At 38.7% G+C, this 15,443-nt stretch carries 12 protein-coding genes and 1 pseudogene; all 13 read right to left on the reverse strand.

All coding sequences use genetic code 11. From position 1 onward, the window contains the following. Positions 1-274 (reverse strand): annotated as a pseudogene (locus ACFIJL_RS06795) (BepD protein); the annotation flags it as partial. A 309-nt stretch (positions 275-583) separates the two neighbouring features. Then, positions 584-2,182, reverse strand: a complete 1,599-nt coding sequence (locus ACFIJL_RS06800; protein ID WP_375623719.1) for a BID domain-containing T4SS effector — start codon at positions 2,180-2,182, stop codon at positions 584-586. Between the two features lie 1,182 nt (positions 2,183-3,364). Further along, positions 3,365-5,281 carry a Ti-type conjugative transfer system protein TraG gene (gene traG / locus ACFIJL_RS06805; RefSeq protein ID WP_375623721.1) on the reverse strand — a complete coding sequence of 639 codons (1,917 nt, stop codon included), beginning with the start codon at positions 5,279-5,281 and terminating at the stop codon, positions 3,365-3,367. A 154-nt stretch (positions 5,282-5,435) separates the two neighbouring features. After that, entirely contained in the window at positions 5,436-7,067 is a 1,632-nt protein-coding gene (locus tag ACFIJL_RS06810) for a BID domain-containing T4SS effector (RefSeq protein WP_375623723.1), read from the reverse strand. A 10-nt stretch (positions 7,068-7,077) separates the two neighbouring features. Further along, the gene (locus ACFIJL_RS06815; RefSeq protein ID WP_375623725.1) at positions 7,078-7,293 is read right to left on the reverse strand and encodes an antitoxin VbhA family protein; all 216 of its coding nucleotides are present in this window, start codon (positions 7,291-7,293) and stop codon (positions 7,078-7,080) included. A gap of 65 nt (positions 7,294-7,358) precedes the next feature. Further along, positions 7,359-8,429 (reverse strand): P-type DNA transfer ATPase VirB11, encoded by a 1,071-nt coding sequence (gene virB11 / locus ACFIJL_RS06820; RefSeq protein ID WP_375623727.1) that lies wholly within the window; start codon positions 8,427-8,429, stop codon positions 7,359-7,361. Beyond that, positions 8,426-9,586, reverse strand: coding sequence for a type IV secretion system protein VirB10 (gene virB10 / locus ACFIJL_RS06825; protein ID WP_375623729.1), 1,161 nt, complete (start codon positions 9,584-9,586; stop codon positions 8,426-8,428). The genes virB11 and virB10 overlap by 4 nt, the downstream gene beginning before the upstream one ends. After that, the gene (virB9, locus tag ACFIJL_RS06830) at positions 9,579-10,445 is read right to left on the reverse strand and encodes a P-type conjugative transfer protein VirB9 (RefSeq protein ID WP_375623731.1); all 867 of its coding nucleotides are present in this window, start codon (positions 10,443-10,445) and stop codon (positions 9,579-9,581) included. Before virB9 ends, virB10 begins: the two co-directional genes overlap by 8 nt. Then, a complete protein-coding gene (locus tag ACFIJL_RS06835) occupies positions 10,442-11,146 on the reverse strand; it encodes a virB8 family protein (RefSeq protein ID WP_375623733.1) in 705 nt (234 codons plus the stop codon). The genes virB9 and ACFIJL_RS06835 overlap by 4 nt, the downstream gene beginning before the upstream one ends. Further along, a complete protein-coding gene (locus ACFIJL_RS06840) occupies positions 11,100-11,402 on the reverse strand; it encodes a type IV secretion system protein VirB7 (RefSeq protein ID WP_375623735.1) in 303 nt (100 codons plus the stop codon). The genes ACFIJL_RS06835 and ACFIJL_RS06840 overlap by 47 nt, the downstream gene beginning before the upstream one ends. A gap of 210 nt (positions 11,403-11,612) precedes the next feature. After that, the gene (locus ACFIJL_RS06845) at positions 11,613-12,599 is read right to left on the reverse strand and encodes a type IV secretion system protein (protein WP_375623756.1); all 987 of its coding nucleotides are present in this window, start codon (positions 12,597-12,599) and stop codon (positions 11,613-11,615) included. Next, a complete protein-coding gene (locus tag ACFIJL_RS06850) occupies positions 12,586-13,071 on the reverse strand; it encodes a type IV secretion system protein VirB5 (RefSeq protein WP_375623737.1) in 486 nt (161 codons plus the stop codon). The genes ACFIJL_RS06845 and ACFIJL_RS06850 overlap by 14 nt, the downstream gene beginning before the upstream one ends. After that, positions 13,068-15,422: a VirB4 family type IV secretion/conjugal transfer ATPase gene (locus ACFIJL_RS06855; protein ID WP_375623739.1), complete on the reverse strand. Its 2,355-nt coding sequence runs from the start codon at positions 15,420-15,422 to the stop codon at positions 13,068-13,070. Before ACFIJL_RS06855 ends, ACFIJL_RS06850 begins: the two co-directional genes overlap by 4 nt. Between the last annotated feature and the right edge of the window lie 21 nt (positions 15,423-15,443).

The raw sequence follows: 15,443 nt of genomic DNA on the forward strand, positions 1-15,443 counted from the left end.
TTTCTGGTGGTTGTTGAAGTGTATAGTGTTGTTGGTTGCGTTGTTCTTTGGGTGGTTTATTAACCTTTGCGTAGAGGTCTTCTACATTAGGAGCTCCTAGGTTTTGTTGGTCAAGTGGTTTTTGGGGAGCAAAGACCGTTTCTGGTGGTTGTTGAAGTGTATAGTGTTGTTGGTTGCGTTGTTCTTTGGGTGGTTTATTAACCTTTGCGTAGAGGGGGTCTTGGCTCTGGGATTGTGGGTTCTGGGGGGCTGGTTGTGGGTGACTTTTTTTCATGGCTGTTTCCTTTCAATATTTTTAGAAAACCTCTTTGGCGCATTCCCCATTTTTTGATAACAACTTTAGGATAAGGTAAGATATCAAATTAAATGATCTCCAAAGATTTCGCGCTATTCATGTTTATATGTAATGGACATTTATGTCTTTTATACAGTTTTTTTATGAAATTTTATCAATAAGTTATAGTAAATTACAGGATTCATTTTTAGGATTATCTTTTGTAATATTTTAAAACAATTAGTGGGCGCGCTGGAGATAAAATGATTGGCGCTAAGAGTTAGTTGGAAGGCAAAAGTTCACGCGTTTTTAGCCAGTAAGAGCAAGCGATGAAGAGCGACTAACTTTCAAGCTGCGGACTTGACATTGTGCTTCTTGGGTGTTCTTTACAGCATTCGTAATTTCTTTTGCTTTGCTTTCCGATGTCCCAAGGAGGCACGCCAGTCTGGTATGATCTTTTTCTTGTATGGCTTTACGCTCTTCTGAGGATAGACGATTGTTTAGTTGGCGCGAAAAGTGATGGAGCTCTTGTCGTAATGTTGGAGAATGCAATAAAGCTTCCTTTTGTTGTTCTCTTGGTAAGGCAAAAAGGTTTTGTAAATTTTTTCCAGGTGTTTCGACAGCGTGACTCAGGCGATTTTGTTCTCTTTGGTGGTGTTCTAAAATTTCTTCTTTTATTTGTTGTGTTATTGTGGCATAATTTTTAAGGGCTTGGCTGAGTTGCGGAGCAGTTTGTTCCGCCAGTCTGCGATTTGGGCTTTTCATGTCAAGTATTTTTCTCCCTGCAAGTTTAGAAATTGATTGAGGGTTTTGTAAAATTTCATCAGCAAATTGATTTCCTAAGCTTGGATCAGCCGTTAAGATATCCATTTTTGTATTTAAGGCGTGGATTTTACCATAAACAGTCTTTGATAAATTTTTGATTTCTTTTCGGCATGCTTCAACATAAGCGTCATTTGAAATCTTTGTGAATAACTCTTCACGGGTGAGAGGTTCTAATGTTTCTTTTGGGATCAATATTTCTTTTACATTTTGAACGTTGGTTTTTTGAAAGCAGAGGCGAGTACCGTTTTGTAATGTTTTGACGTGTTCTGGGGAAAGATCATCTTTATGGCCAACGACAAAAGCCCCTTCTACTTCCATGACAAAACCTTCTGCTGAAAAACCTCTAAAGACGCCTTCATAGGATACATCTTCCTTTGCGGCAACAACAATACGATCGTTAATTTCATCCAGTCCAGCGTTTCTCATTTGGGAGATGAATTCATTTAAAACAAGGGATTTTTGCGGATGGGTGATATCTTCAAAAAGATCTTTCATCGGTTGGGGGTTGCTATATTGCATGGCTTCAATACAAGCTGTTGTCATGCGTCCCTTTGTGATGAAAGAAAAGTCAATGGTATGTCCTGCGGCTTGTCCAAGTTTTTCCATAAACATTCGATTGACGCGCCCATTCCCTTTTCTAAAAGGATGTGCGTGCTCGAGCGCCATAAAAACTTCAGCGGCACTTTCAGCAAATTCTTGGCGCGATAAACATTTTAAATTGTTCTTTTCATTAAGTTTTTTTTCGAGTTGTGTGAGTTCTTTTTTAATCTGTGGACCGATAGCAAAAGGAACTTCATAACCTTTGGGACGCATCGCTGGCATATGGGCAGTGGTGCCATCTTCAAATGTAAAGGATGTATCGCGGGTGTGGCCCGCCCATTCAAAACTTTTGTAGAAGAGGCTCCAGTGGATTAGTTTTAGATAGGAAGCATCAAATTTTTGTGGGGGTGGTTCATGGCGAAAATTTACGGCTTCTCTGGCTGTATCATGAGCACAGCGTTGATACAGTTTTTTAGGGTCTTTGATGCCATATTTATTTTTGAGTGTTTTGGTTCCTTTATATAGATAATTTTGTTCTAACATGTAATCTCTCCTAAGTAGGTAGGGTGGTGGTTGATGAGCGTCTTAAACGCTGCCATGTGAAAAATTCCCCTTCGCGTATTCTTTTGAGATTTTGGGTGTTATGAGAGGGAGCACTTTTCCCTCAAGTGTATGGGGTGTATCAATCATTTTGTGATGCTTTTGAAAAGCTTTTCTGATGTTTCCTTTATTTATTTTCTTGTGCTGTAAAATGCCGGTATTTAGGGCGCTGATATGAATCCTATAAGCAGTCAGAAAATGGATTTTCTACAAATTGACTTCGGGCAAAATCTTCGTCCTTTAAGGTGTAAGAAAAAGGTCAAAAAGAAAAATGTTGCTTAAAATTGTTGTTTTTTTCCTTTAACAAAGTTGTTTGCAAGAGCGCTTTGATGAGGGGCGTGGATATCGCGGGTGTGATCGCTCTTGGTTAGCGGATGGTGCTGGTACTTTTCATACACAGTACTCAGATCGGTGAATCTATGGGCAAAAGCAGTCATCAAAAATTTTTCTCCGTTACGTTTTTCTTATTGCTCCATACGAACATCTTTTTTGTGTACTTTTGCAACAAAATGTTTTTTACTTTGTATTGTTGCTCTTATTACATCGCGCTGCTTTAAGCTTCATAAGAGAGAAAACTCTTTCTTTGGTTGGAAAAAAAGCTTTTTTCAGTGCTTTATCATTAAAATAGAACACTTTATGATATCGTAAAGGGGGAAAGCTTGTATAAGAATGATTTATTCATTTTGATGTATATCTTAATTTTTTTGGGAAAAAAGCGATGTTCTTGAGTGTAGGTATTTTGAGAGTTGTTGTCTCAAAGATCAACCGTTTTTTTCTTAAGTCTTGATATTGGTGATTAGCGTTGTGAAATGTTTTTGGTTGTTTGTAGGGGATAAATTATAAACAAAAAGCTTTGTAGGAATGTATTTGTAGAACGTTCTCAAGTGGAAATGTTGGTTTAGTTATAGGTGATTTGAGGAGGAGGCAGTTTTCTTGTAAAGACAATGGGTACTGATAAAACGATACACAAAATACAAAAAGGAAAAAACACGGATTTTTTATCATGTTTTCCTTATGTGTGTGAGGAAGCGGTCAAAAACTTTTCGTTAACGGATTTTTTAAAAATAGAAATGTATGTTGTTTTTGTGGTTGGTCTTTTCATAGTCAAGATCTCATAATAGGAAATTAGGTTTTCTTTTGTGGGGCAAAGCGGTTTTTTGCAGCGGCAGCTAACATTTCTTTTCTTCTGAAATAGATGGCGCGGCCACATCGCAAAGGGGGTTGTCCTTGCATAAGAATAATTTGTTCATCTTGACGCATTTCTTGAATAATCTCGTGGGGTAAAATGAGAGCTCTTTGTTGGTAGTTGACGTTGTAAGAACTCTTTCCTAAAGATAAACCTCTTGATTTATTCGTTCCGGTTACTTCAACGGTCATTTGACCACAGCGTTCTGAAATGTCTTTGGCAGTTTGGAGATCTTTAATGGCAGCATAGCTGACAAAGGAACAACTTTCAAACCATGAACGTGCTCCTGCTTCTCCAAAGTGGTTGACCAACTGACCTGAGGATTGATAGAAGAGCATCAAGGATGTGCCGTATTTACGTCCACGGTCGCGGGCTTCTTCTAAAATATTCATATAGCCTAAAAGATCAACTTCATCTAAGACAAATAAAACACGCTTTTTATAGTTACCGTCTGCTGTAATCATGGCATTGAGAAAGGCACCAATAATCACACGTCCAATAGCTGGATAACTGTTTAAAATGCTTGCGGGGAGATTGAGAAAAACATCTGTATTGCCATTGGTAATATCTGAAGAAAGAAAGTCATCTCCGCAGACAAGATCTGCGTAATTGGATAAAGAAAGCCATTGGGTGTCTTTTGAGGCGGTGGTATAAACCCCTGAAAAGGTTTGCTCTGCCATTTCTGTAAAAATACCAACCATTTCACGAATAAAAGGAGAAAGTGTTGTTTCTTGAATCATGCGTAATTGATTAACAACAGCTGTTTCTGATTGAGAGAGAATACCACGCAATGTTTTTAAATTGCGCTCGCTGTCTTCATATTCATCAGAAAATACAACATGGGCAAGAAGAGCTGTTAATAGATTATGGGCTTGTGTCGAGAAATATTCCGCTGAAGAATTGTCTGATTTTTTATCTGTAAGAAGCAACTTGGAAAAGCTTACAATATTCGCTTCACGTTGTGTGCGTGGTACGCTGTCGTCTAAAAGCCAATCGATGACATTAAAATTTTTTGTTAACAATGAATTGGGATCGAGAACAATGACATTTCTATTCCCCATCTTTTGACGCGCAAATTTGACCATTGGGGCAACTTCTGTTGAAGGATCAAGACAAATAATAGACCCTGGATAAGTTAAACACGTAGGAACTACTGTACTGGTTGTTTTATAGCCACCAGAACCAGCAAAAAAGATCATATGAGTTGAACCAAAATCAAGATTAAAGGTTAGCAAAGGAGCTGTTCCACCCTTTCCCCATGTTGTTTTATTGCCAGGTGCAAAGGGAATTTTGCATACATTATCTTGATCAACACGGTATCTTTCACCCACAACAATTTGCCCATTGGCAGGAAAGATTTTTGCTGCATCTCTTAAATTCATCCAAGCGGCCTCACCAAAAATACCTTTTTTTGCACGCTTGATCTTACTTTTAGGGGGAAGGGTTGTTACGAATTGAATGATGGAAAAAAAAACACCAATGATGATGCCAAAGACAACCATGGGGTCCATGAATTGAAGAGCATAGCTCCACGTTATTCCTTGTTGGCCAACATAGGGACTTAAACGTTTTATTTCACCACCAATATAATAAAGAGCGGTTGTTCCAAAAAAGACAACCGAGACAAAAGTGATCATTTTACGCAGGTGCAGTTTTTGCGAGAGACTATACAACAATAAAACAACAGCCATTAGTGCTAAGACTAATAAAGGCTCAGAACGAAGAGTCCAATAAATTTGATCGCTCTTTAGTCCATTTGTTATAAACAATAAAAAATGAGGGACAAGGAATATCGTTAAAGCACCTAAAGCGATCGGTATTAAAATAAGTACCATTTGTGTTTTGGTATATTTCATTGTATTTTACTTTCAATTCTGTCAGAATATGTTACGAAATGCTCTTTTTCAGGTGTGTGATATGAACTCTCATCTCTTTTTCAAAGGTGCAGATAACACCAAATAGTTTCCGTTTATGAGCCCTTCTCATCAAGGAGGAAGGTTTTATCCATTCTTAGCAGGCCATAGCGAATGCTTTGGAACGGTGCGTTATGCATACTTGTGCTTGCTGGTGTACTTCTTTGGTTTGCTTAATAATTTGTGTAATTTGTTTGGCTTTATTTTCTGATACACCAATGCTTTGAGCCAATGTTTCATAATCATTATTTTGAACTGCTTGATGTTCATTTGGTGAGAGACGGGTGTTGATCTTTTTTACAAAGTTGCTGAGCTCTTTTTGACATAAAGGATTTTTTGCTAAAGCTTCTTGTTGTAATTCTTTTGGCAAGGCGAAGAGGTCTTGCAAGCTTTGATTTGGCATTTCTACCGTTTGTGCACGACGATTTTGTTCTGTTGCATGTTCTTGCGTAATTTCCTTTTCAGCATATTTTACAGCATACGTGAAATTTGCAACGGCAGTACAAAGCATCTCAAGATGATTTTTAGCGTTTGCACGTGCCTGATTTTGTAGTCCACATAAACTGAAACCTGCAAGACGAGAAATAGAGTGCGGTGCCCTTTCAATCTTGTTGGCGAGCTGTTGGCCTAAGCTTGGATTTTTGATGATTTCTACCATCTGTTTGTCTAATGTTTTTGTACTACCATAAACAATTTTTGACAGTTTCTGGACCTGTTTTAGGCTTACGTGGACACAAGAATCTTCTGCAACCATTTGGGCCGTTTCATTTTTTGTCAAAGGGGCTAATCTCTCTTCTGGAATGAGAATGCTTTCAAGCTCTTTTGTTTTGGGAACGGTAAAGGTAAATTTATCACCGGGTTTTAATGTTTTGAGTTGTTCTGGTGTGAGATGTTCTTTATTGCCGATAATGTAAGCTCCTTTTACATTGCAGGCAAAGCTGTTAAGACCAGCACCTCTATAGGTGCCCGTGTAGGTTTCACCTTCCTTTGTGACCATAACAGGGCGATCATTCACATTGCGCCCAAGTTCTTTCATGCTGCTCATGAATTCCTTTAAAAGAAGTATTTTATTGGGATTGGAGATATCCTCAAACAGGTGTTGCATTGGTTCTAGATTGTCATTTTGTATTGCTGCAACACTAGCAACCAACATGCGTTCTTTTGTAACCAGTGAAAAATCAAGCTGATGCCCTGCGGCTTTGGCAAGATTTTCAAAAAAGATCCGTTGTGTACGTCCGTTGCCTTCTCTAAAGGGGTGAGTATAGTTGAGAGAGGCAAATATTTTGGCTGCTTCATGAGCAAATTCTTTGCATGATAAATCCTGCAAATTATTTTTTTCGGCAAGCGTTTGATCTAATTTTTGTAAACCTTCTTGTAATTCGCTACCGACTGCAAAACTTGTTATTTTTTTCATTACTGGCGCGACGGCAATGGTACCATCTTCAAATGTAAAGGGAACATTGCGGGTTTGTCCAGCCCATTCAAAGGTATTTTCAAATAGACGTTGATGAATAAGGCATAGATAGGAGCTATCAAACTTTTCTGGTAAGGGGGCTTCACGCAGATTAATCATCGCTTTTGCTGAATCGTGCGCACATCTTGCCGTAAAAGCGTCAAGGTTTGTTATTCCATATTTATTTTTTAATGTTTTGCTTTTAGGATACATATAATGTTCAGGGGAAGGCACTGTGGATGTCACATCTGTTTTTTTAAATTTTGCTTTTGGCATTGTAGCTTCCTTATAATTTTACGTTGTCCATAAGAGTGTTAAATTCCTCGAGTGAAATATTTCCCTTTGCGTATTCTTCTAAAATTTTGAGTGTTGTAGGATGAAGCGCTATTCCCTCTATCGCATGGGTGCTGATGGCTGCTTCAACGGCTTCACGGCGTTTTTTTAATTCTTCCTCTGTCATCGATAAAAGATTTTCTCTATTTTCCGTTGTGTTGGTTTTCATGCATTTTTCCTTTTATGTGCAAGCGTTGCTTTAAAAGAGCTTTGGGTAGCCGGTGTGATTTTCTTTTACTCACCTCCAAAGATGTTTCGTTGTTTGAAGGGATCGTAATAAATTTCTGTGACCTTAAATTTTCCTTCAATCCGTTTGCATTGGATGATGATATCAATCATTGAAATCAATAGTCCTCGAATATCATCACGCTCTAAATCACCACCGCCTTCACTTTCTTTGACCAAAAGGGTCATCTGCTCAAAGGCTGCAAGTGCTGTTGATGCGTGAACCGTCGTAATGGAACCTGGATGGCCTGAATTGACATTGCGGATATAATAAAAGGCTGTACCATCTCGAAGTTCTTGCAAAAGAATACGATCAGGACGCATCCGTAAAGATGATTCAAGCAACTCTTTGGGGCCAACGGAGGCTAAGCCTTGTCCATCTTTTGAATAGAACATTGAGACATGGTTAGGGTGTGGTATCACCAATTCTTGCGTGTCTTCAATGGTGATAATACGCTCTTCTTGAGGAATTTTGGCAATTAATGCTTTTGATAATGTGGTTTTCCCCGAACCTGTTTTTCCCGCAATTAAAATATTTTTCTGGCATGCTACAGCTTGATTTAAAAAGGAGACAAAGTCTTTATTACAGTAGGCAAGAGCTAAGTTATGCTCGATGATTTTGAGCTCGTTAAAACGAGAATGATAGTCATGCAAGGGCGTGAAAGATACCCGTTCACAGAGCGAGAAGAGACCCTTATTTGCGAGCTCTTCGAGAGAAAAACTCCGCGATGATGGTTTGCGAATTGTCATACTAATCGTGTCTTTTTCGACAGCGGGCGGAATGACAATTTGAATGCGCTCATTGCCTGGTAGCGTTGCAGACAATATTGGGTTTTTGTCTGATATGTTTTGCTTGGAATAGGATGCGACAACTTTCGCAATCCCCATAAGCTCATTAAAAGAGAGAGCCGGTGCTTCTATTGTTTTCCATCCATCAAATCCTTCAGTCATGACTTGATAGGGACGATTGATAACAATTTCAAAAAGACGATCATCTTTCAAAAAAGCATTGATGGGTTCAAGTTTTGTGAGAACAATCGCAACGGTTTCATCGCACATGGTATGTAAGTTTGAGTTCATTCTAAAGTTACCGCCGAATTTTTGTAAAAGTTTCTTGAAACAGCTCGATTGATAATCTGTTTTTTGTTTTCGATGACTTTCAATTTATAAACGCTGGAAAAATCTAAATCGCGGGCAACAAAGATATTCACCATTTCCCCTTGATTTTTGGATAATGTGGGAGAAATATTGGCGTAATTTTCTACGAGAATATTTGCAATGTCTTGTCCTGAAGAGATTGTTTCAGTTTCTTCTTTTTCTTGTTTTTTTGCTAAACGTTTATTGGCATAGTGTGTTGCATCTTTTATCAGAGAGACAAGAAGCGCAGATCCAATCCTCTCGAGCCAATGGTTATCAATATCTCCATCCATACCAGAACGTCCTAAAGCATCCGTTGCAGGTGAAGCTAACGATATAATGATACCATTGGGGGTTTTTGCTCTATTCCATAGCACAAAGAGACGTGTTTGGCCTTTTTTCAATCCGGAGCGATATTCACCAACAATTTGGGTGCCTTTATCAAGAAGCACAACACGACCATTGTCTGATAAGATATCTCTGGAGACGATACAACTGGCAAAACCTTGTTGATCACTGTTGATGGCTGTTTCTAAAATACAAGGGATAGAAGTGCCCATCGCGATGATGTAGTTTCGATTTCCAAGGGTTGAAGCACGAATACCTTCAAGCACTGTAGGTTTGAGAAGATGATTAAAACGTTGTATTGTTTCATCAGGCTTGCTTTCAAGTTGGTGAGGCAAAACACCGTTATTTGTTTGTGAATCTATTTTGCCTTGTTGGGTATTTGCATAAGCTAATACAGGAGCACGTTGTGCTGCTTCCAGCAGTGAGTTATCAGAATTTAATTGATTGATGTTTGGTGTTGGTAGCTCGACTTTTGGTAATAGAGCGTTATTTCGTTGAGGCTGTTCAAGGGAGGGAGGGGTAGGCTTTGCAGGGCGAAAAAGCTCTGTTTGTTTTATAACTTTTCCTTCTTTTGAAGATTCAATGGGTTGTTTTTTGTCTGTAACAAGTGTTGAATAGGCTAAATAAAGACAAACACTGAAAAGAATAATAAGAGCAATAGCTTTCCCCACATTGTTCTGTTGACTTTTCCCTTGAGCATTTTTTATTGTATCACGATCATTAATGCTTTTTTCATCCACGGTGTTATTCATGGCTGCTTCCTAGGTTCACTTTACGTTGTACAGATGGTGATGTCGTACCTGTTTCAGGGTTAATTCCTTCTGGTACGAACCTTTTATTAAAGATGCACAATACTTCATTCCCACGTCGTAGCGTGAATTGTGCTGCTGTTGCATGAACAATAACCTTGTTGCCTTTAATCGATTTGGGAATAAGCGCTTCTTGCCCATCAGGCGATACAATGTAAATGGCAGGGATTTCAATGTTGCCTAAAAAGGTAAAGGTTGTTGTTTTCCCATTATCATAAACAGAAGCGGGTTCAATAAGAGATGAGCCTTGAGCTTCATAAGCCCAATTGCGTGGTCCAAAATCTTCATGGATATTTAAAATATCATTGACAAAGTTTTCTTCACGTTGTTTTTCTTTTTCTGCTTCGGCTAATTTCTTACGCAAGGCTTCATCTTCTGGATAACGAAACTTTACCAAGAAATACGTCTCATTGCCGGCTGAAACATCGCCTTCACGCACTTGTAGTTCGAACTGATAAGAGCGTTGTGTTCCATCTTGGCGACTTGTAACAATTTGTAAATTGGTTACAGGTTGAACTTCCCGCGGTTTGAGAAAAACAAAGTGTCCAGCCGGTGCAACTTGCCAAGCAACCGAATTTCCAATGCCTACATAGGTTACTTCTTCATCAACGGCAAATTCTACTTGGACCGAAGAGCGAATGGAGCCAATGATTTGTACGACGTTGTAGGGGTCATAATTGACAAATCTGATGCGGTTATCTTTACGTGCACTGACAGGCGCTGTTTCTGCAAGTGAGAGAACTGTATGAAAGCTGAAAGTGATCGTAAAAATTAAAGAGATTGTTTGTAAAAGTCTGATCATTTTGTTACCTCTGGATCAGATCTATATTCCGATACTTGAAAACCAAGAGGGTTGATAAGACGATCAGACGTTGAAATGTGTGCGTTCACATAGGAAAAATTTAAGATTGAAATCCAATGGGAAATATTTTCCTTTTCATTCAAATCTCTGACCGTTTTATAGTAACGAACTTGGATAAGATCTTTGCTGATAAAAGAGATTGATTTGATTGTGACCGTAGCAATCGTGTTATGATAAATATTTTGCGGACTTTCTGGATTATTGCCCGCGTACCATTTTGCAAAACGGTTTTGTTCTTTTGGAGAAGATAAAAGAGAGACTAAGCGAAAATTGTTTTCTGCTTCTGATGTTTGAAAACCTTCACGAGCACGAACATATTGGCTGGCAAAATAACGCGTTATCGCTTCATCATAGTCGTTAGGGGATTCTTTTAGGGCGCTTACAGTGTCAATAATGCCTGTTGAGTTATCAACGCGGATAACAAAAGGCTCTACCGTTTTCAAAGGCGTCAAAGCTGCGACAGCTAAAGCCAGCGCAATCGTCATCAATCCCAAAAGCACTGTTAAAGCCATGGAAATTTTCATCCGCACGCGCATGCTATGCATGCGATCAATGTCAAATGAGCGCGCTTCTTTTATATATTCTTCAAGGGCATCACTTTTCACGAATAACCTCCACAGTTTTATCAGATCGTGCTTCATGAATAACCGGATTTAATGAAGCTGAATTGGCTGTTACCTTTTCACTTTCCAAAGTATTGAGAATGATGGGAGTGGTAATAGGCTTTACACTCTTTTCTGGCTGAACAATGTTTTTATTGTCCCAATTCCACTTATCTTTATTTAAAGCACGTGTATGTTTGCCATTACAGCGTGGTGGTTTTTTAGGGCCACTCAAAGAGGCACAACCAGTAAGAGCGATTGTTAGGACCATAACAAAAGTTATTTTTCGTTTCATTTTTTGAACTCACAAATATCTTGGAATACAATGCATGAGAGCTTTTATTCTGAACATTTTTACAAGTTTATGTGATGCAAGACTTTGATTGGTTTTGTTGTAAAACCCAAGATGTTAAATCTTTTATGGAACAGCATCATGGCGTATGCGCCAAAGGGCGCACACAAGGCAAAAACAAAAATACTTATTCTTTTAAAGAAGTGCTTTATCTTAAAATCGACCACGACCGCCTCCGGATCTTCCTGCTTTTGCTGCCGCGCTTGCCGCATTTTTAACAGCGTTACCGGCAATACCTGAGAATTGGAAAGCAGCACTTTTTACTGCATTACCACTTGTTCTTGCACCATTGGAAAGCATTGTGAAAATCTGTCCTCCTGAAGAGACACCAGCGTTAAAGTATGGTCCGCCAGAGGCCAGCGCTGTTGCAATACCAGGAAGTGCACGGAAGATAATAACTCCTATGATCGAAATGACGATGACAGGGGGAAAAAGAACATAAATTGATTCATATGAAACTTTGAGAACCTGCAGGATAACTTGGCATATAATGGTTCCAAGCATGATTACGAGAACTTGTAAAATGGTAAAATTGATCAAAGTTGTAATCCATGCCTCGGTGTATTTTCGCGTTGCATTGAACAAATACAAACTAATGAAGAGAGGCCCAAGACCTATAATCATGACCAGTGCAACTTGTGCAAACATTTGCACAATAAAACCACCTATACAAAAAAGAATAACGGCAAGAAGCATAATAGAACCAAGAAGACCCACAACGATCTTTTCAAAAAACCAAGCATTGTATAAGACTTCTTGATAGCGCGAACTTGCCTTTAACAAAATATAATCAAAAACATTGGAGCTTGCAGGATTGCTGTTAAGCGCATTCCCAATAGCATTGGATAAATCATTGAAGAAAATATCCTTAACATAAGTATTAAATGTATCCGCATTCGTTGCCATTGTTGTAACAACAACAATTTTAACAACATTATTGAGAAGACTATGCATGGAAAGCGCAACGCGACCTGTCATAACATTATAGCCATAAAGAAAGATAAAAATGATTGCGGCGAGATTTAAGGGCGCTGAAATAGCAGAAGACAGCCCACTCACCGTCGTGTCCATCACATTATCAAGGGGTTTTAAAATATACCCAGAAACGCTTTCAAAGGGAGAAAAACTAAAGTCTGACATCTGTACGCGTACTTTCAAGTTTTTCTTTTAATTGTTTTTCTTTTTCTTTTAATTGTGCCTCAAGATATTTATGCTTTTGTTGTTCCTTTTCTTCACGTAATTCATCTTTTGTTTTCGTATCTCTTGCTTGAATCATATCAAGAGACTGAAGTTTTAAAGAATTCACTTGAAGACCTGCTTGAAGAAGAGAAAGCTGTACTTGAATCTCTTGTCGAAGGGCTTGCAATTCTTCAGGTTTAGTGTCTTTTTTTGATTGAATATTTTCAAATTTTTGACTTATGTCTTTAATTTTTTTTGCAGTTTCAGTTGCATTTTTATAAATGCTTTCAGCTGTTTCTGATTTTGCAGCATCTAATTTTTGTGTGTTTTCGAGTGCTTGTTTATAATATTCATCTACATCGGGTGCTGTTTGCGCTATTGCATGAGAAATAAAAGAAAAAGATAACAGTGTAACTAAGCCATATTTTTTCATTGATTTTTTCTCCTTTGATAAAATATGGGCAGCCATTTTTCAGGGTCAGCTCCATATTCGTTGATAATTTCATTCATGAGTTCAATGTTTTTTGTGGTGCCACTTAAAACGGCGATCTCATCATTCATTCCACGTAAGTTAAGTTCTGCAACGACGGAATTTTGCCCTTGTTTGATGAGAAAACGACGGGATTCTCTGCTTAACTCTGACTGTATTAGTTCAAATTCACGCTCAGTAAGTTTGAAAGCTTCGACATAATCATTGTAATTTGCTTTTTGATTTGGAAAAAATATTTGGGTGGGGCATTGCTCAATAATTGTGTGTGCGATTGTTGAGTTCAAAGCATCTTTAGGGCTTTGTGTTGCAAAGAGCATCATGCCATTTTGTTTACGGATTGTTTTTAACCGATCTTGCGCAAAAGCTTTGAATGAATCATCTTCTAAAGCTTTCCAGAATTCATCAACGACGATAATGATGCGCCGCCCATCAATCAAATCAAGAATGCGGTGAAAGAGATACATCATTAAGGGGCGCCGAATTTCTTCATTATCTAAGAAATCGGTCATGTCATAGCCAATGAACTGCGCATTTAAATTGAGATCATCTTGCTCATTATCAAAAACCCATCCTAAATCATTGCCTCTAATCCAGCGTTGCAGCCGTATGGCAATCCCTTCTTTGGATGTGTTGTCAAAAAACAGTTGAAGGGCACCAAGAGAGCGCTGGGTTGGGGGTAAGTTTTCCAAGGAATCAATAGCTTTGGCGATATCTTGTCGCTCTTCTTCTGTTACGATTTGCCCTTCAGCGCTTACCAGCTTTAAGATCCAATTACGAAGAAAGATTTTATTTTTTTCGGTGTATTCCATGCCCTTTAAGGGAGCAATCCCCGTGGGCTGCCCATTTTTTAAAGGTTTGTATTTTCCTCCTCCAGCCCGTACAAAAATCTCTGCTCCTTGATCTTTATCAAAAAAAACCATAGTTGGATTGTGTTTTTGTAATTGTGCAAGAAGAAAATTAACAATCACTGTTTTACCAGATCCTGATGGACCACAAACAAATGTGTTGCCAAGATCGCCATAATGAAAATTAAAATAGTAAGGTGAACCAGCCTGTGTTTTTAGCAATGCGACAGCAGCTCCCCAAACATTATCGTTCAGTTTGCCAACAGGGAAAGAATGGAAGGGCGATAAAGCGGCAAAATTTCTGCTGGTAATGGCGCCTGAACGCGCACGATAGCTAAAGTTTCCAGGAAGCTGTGCCCACCATGCTGCTTCTAATCCTAAGTCTTCTCTGGCAATCACCGCTCCCCCATTGGTTAAATGGGACCGAGCTTTTGATAAGTTTTCAGTCAATATTTTGGGATGATCAGCAAAAACAGCTAAAGAAATGTGGTGTTCTCCCAAAACAAAACGGTTTGATTCTAAATCATCTAACGCTTCATCTAGTGCATCGATTTGTGAGCTCGCACGGTCAGCCGCATTGATCATTTGATTTTGTTTGCGGCTCATAATCGCACTGGCGGCTGCCTTACTTTTAAAGACAAAGGATTGTGTTAAAATAAATTCAAATGGCACCGTAAGCAGACCATCAGTCATGCCTGGGCGTGTTTTAGAAGGATACTCTTTCCATCCAAACATGCCCACAAAGCGTTCATTGCTTTCATGGCGAATTTCGATAATTTCTTTCCCAAAAATAACACGATCCGAGTAAATTGTTGAAGCTATAGTTCCAAATGTGAGAGGAATACGCTCACGTCTTCCTCCCACTAGCTGGTGGAGAAATTCACTTTGTTCGGAAAATAAAAGTCCTTCATGTTCATAGATGGATAGCAGACGGACTTCATACTCTTCCAAACCTTGCATAAGATCTTGACTTAACTCTTCGAGTTTACGAATAGCTTCCTCATCGGGTTCAGTTTGTGTTTTCTTCGCTTTGCTCAAGCGCTGAAAAAATGAAACCAGCTTTTCTGTTTTATCCGCGGCCGGATTCCAAAGCAGTGAAATAAATAGATCATTTCTATACAGTTCTTGTGAAACCATTTTCTTTTTATATTTTTCATCTAATGTTGTTGCAAAAGATGAAAGAAAATGACCTTCTGGGTATATCGTTTCACGGCGGCGGATGATGTGAGAATATAAAGCAAGCCGCTCGTCTGCGATATTTTTTAAAAGGGTGTTTAATTGGTTGTGTAAAGAATTTAATTGATCAATATCCGCAGTGTCGAAATTTATACCTTCAACAGCCATCACAACCATTAAACAGCGTGAATTTAAAGCAACGACATGTTGGTTGATGTAGCGTATATAGGGAATATATTCTTCAGGCAAAGTTTCCCGTTTCATTATGGACATCTGTTTCACCCGTTTCGTTCC

Origin of the sequence: Bartonella sp. TT119HLJHH (assembly GCF_042193385.1) — a bacterium.
Taxonomy (GTDB): domain Bacteria; phylum Pseudomonadota; class Alphaproteobacteria; order Rhizobiales; family Rhizobiaceae; genus Bartonella.

Excerpts from the sequence above, each read along its gene's own strand:
- ACFIJL_RS06850 (WP_375623737.1), bottom strand. The coding sequence starts at position 13,071 with ATGAAAAAATATGGCTTAGTTACACTGTTATCTTTTTCTTTTATTTCT.
- ACFIJL_RS06845 (WP_375623756.1), bottom strand. The coding sequence starts at position 12,599 with ATGTCAGACTTTAGTTTTTCTCCCTTTGAAAGCGTTTCTGGGTATATT.
- virB10 (WP_375623729.1), bottom strand. The coding sequence starts at position 9,586 with ATGAATAACACCGTGGATGAAAAAAGCATTAATGATCGTGATACAATA.
- ACFIJL_RS06800 (WP_375623719.1), bottom strand. The coding sequence starts at position 2,182 with ATGTTAGAACAAAATTATCTATATAAAGGAACCAAAACACTCAAAAAT.
- ACFIJL_RS06855 (WP_375623739.1), bottom strand. The coding sequence starts at position 15,422 with ATGTCCATAATGAAACGGGAAACTTTGCCTGAAGAATATATTCCCTAT.
- traG (WP_375623721.1), bottom strand. The coding sequence starts at position 5,281 with ATGAAATATACCAAAACACAAATGGTACTTATTTTAATACCGATCGCT.
- ACFIJL_RS06810 (WP_375623723.1), bottom strand. The coding sequence starts at position 7,067 with ATGCCAAAAGCAAAATTTAAAAAAACAGATGTGACATCCACAGTGCCT.
- virB9 (WP_375623731.1), bottom strand. The coding sequence starts at position 10,445 with ATGATCAGACTTTTACAAACAATCTCTTTAATTTTTACGATCACTTTC.
- virB11 (WP_375623727.1), bottom strand. The coding sequence starts at position 8,429 with ATGAACTCAAACTTACATACCATGTGCGATGAAACCGTTGCGATTGTT.
- ACFIJL_RS06840 (WP_375623735.1), bottom strand. The coding sequence starts at position 11,402 with ATGAAACGAAAAATAACTTTTGTTATGGTCCTAACAATCGCTCTTACT.
- ACFIJL_RS06815 (WP_375623725.1), bottom strand. The coding sequence starts at position 7,293 with ATGAAAACCAACACAACGGAAAATAGAGAAAATCTTTTATCGATGACA.
- ACFIJL_RS06835 (WP_375623733.1), bottom strand. The coding sequence starts at position 11,146 with ATGAAGCACGATCTGATAAAACTGTGGAGGTTATTCGTGAAAAGTGAT.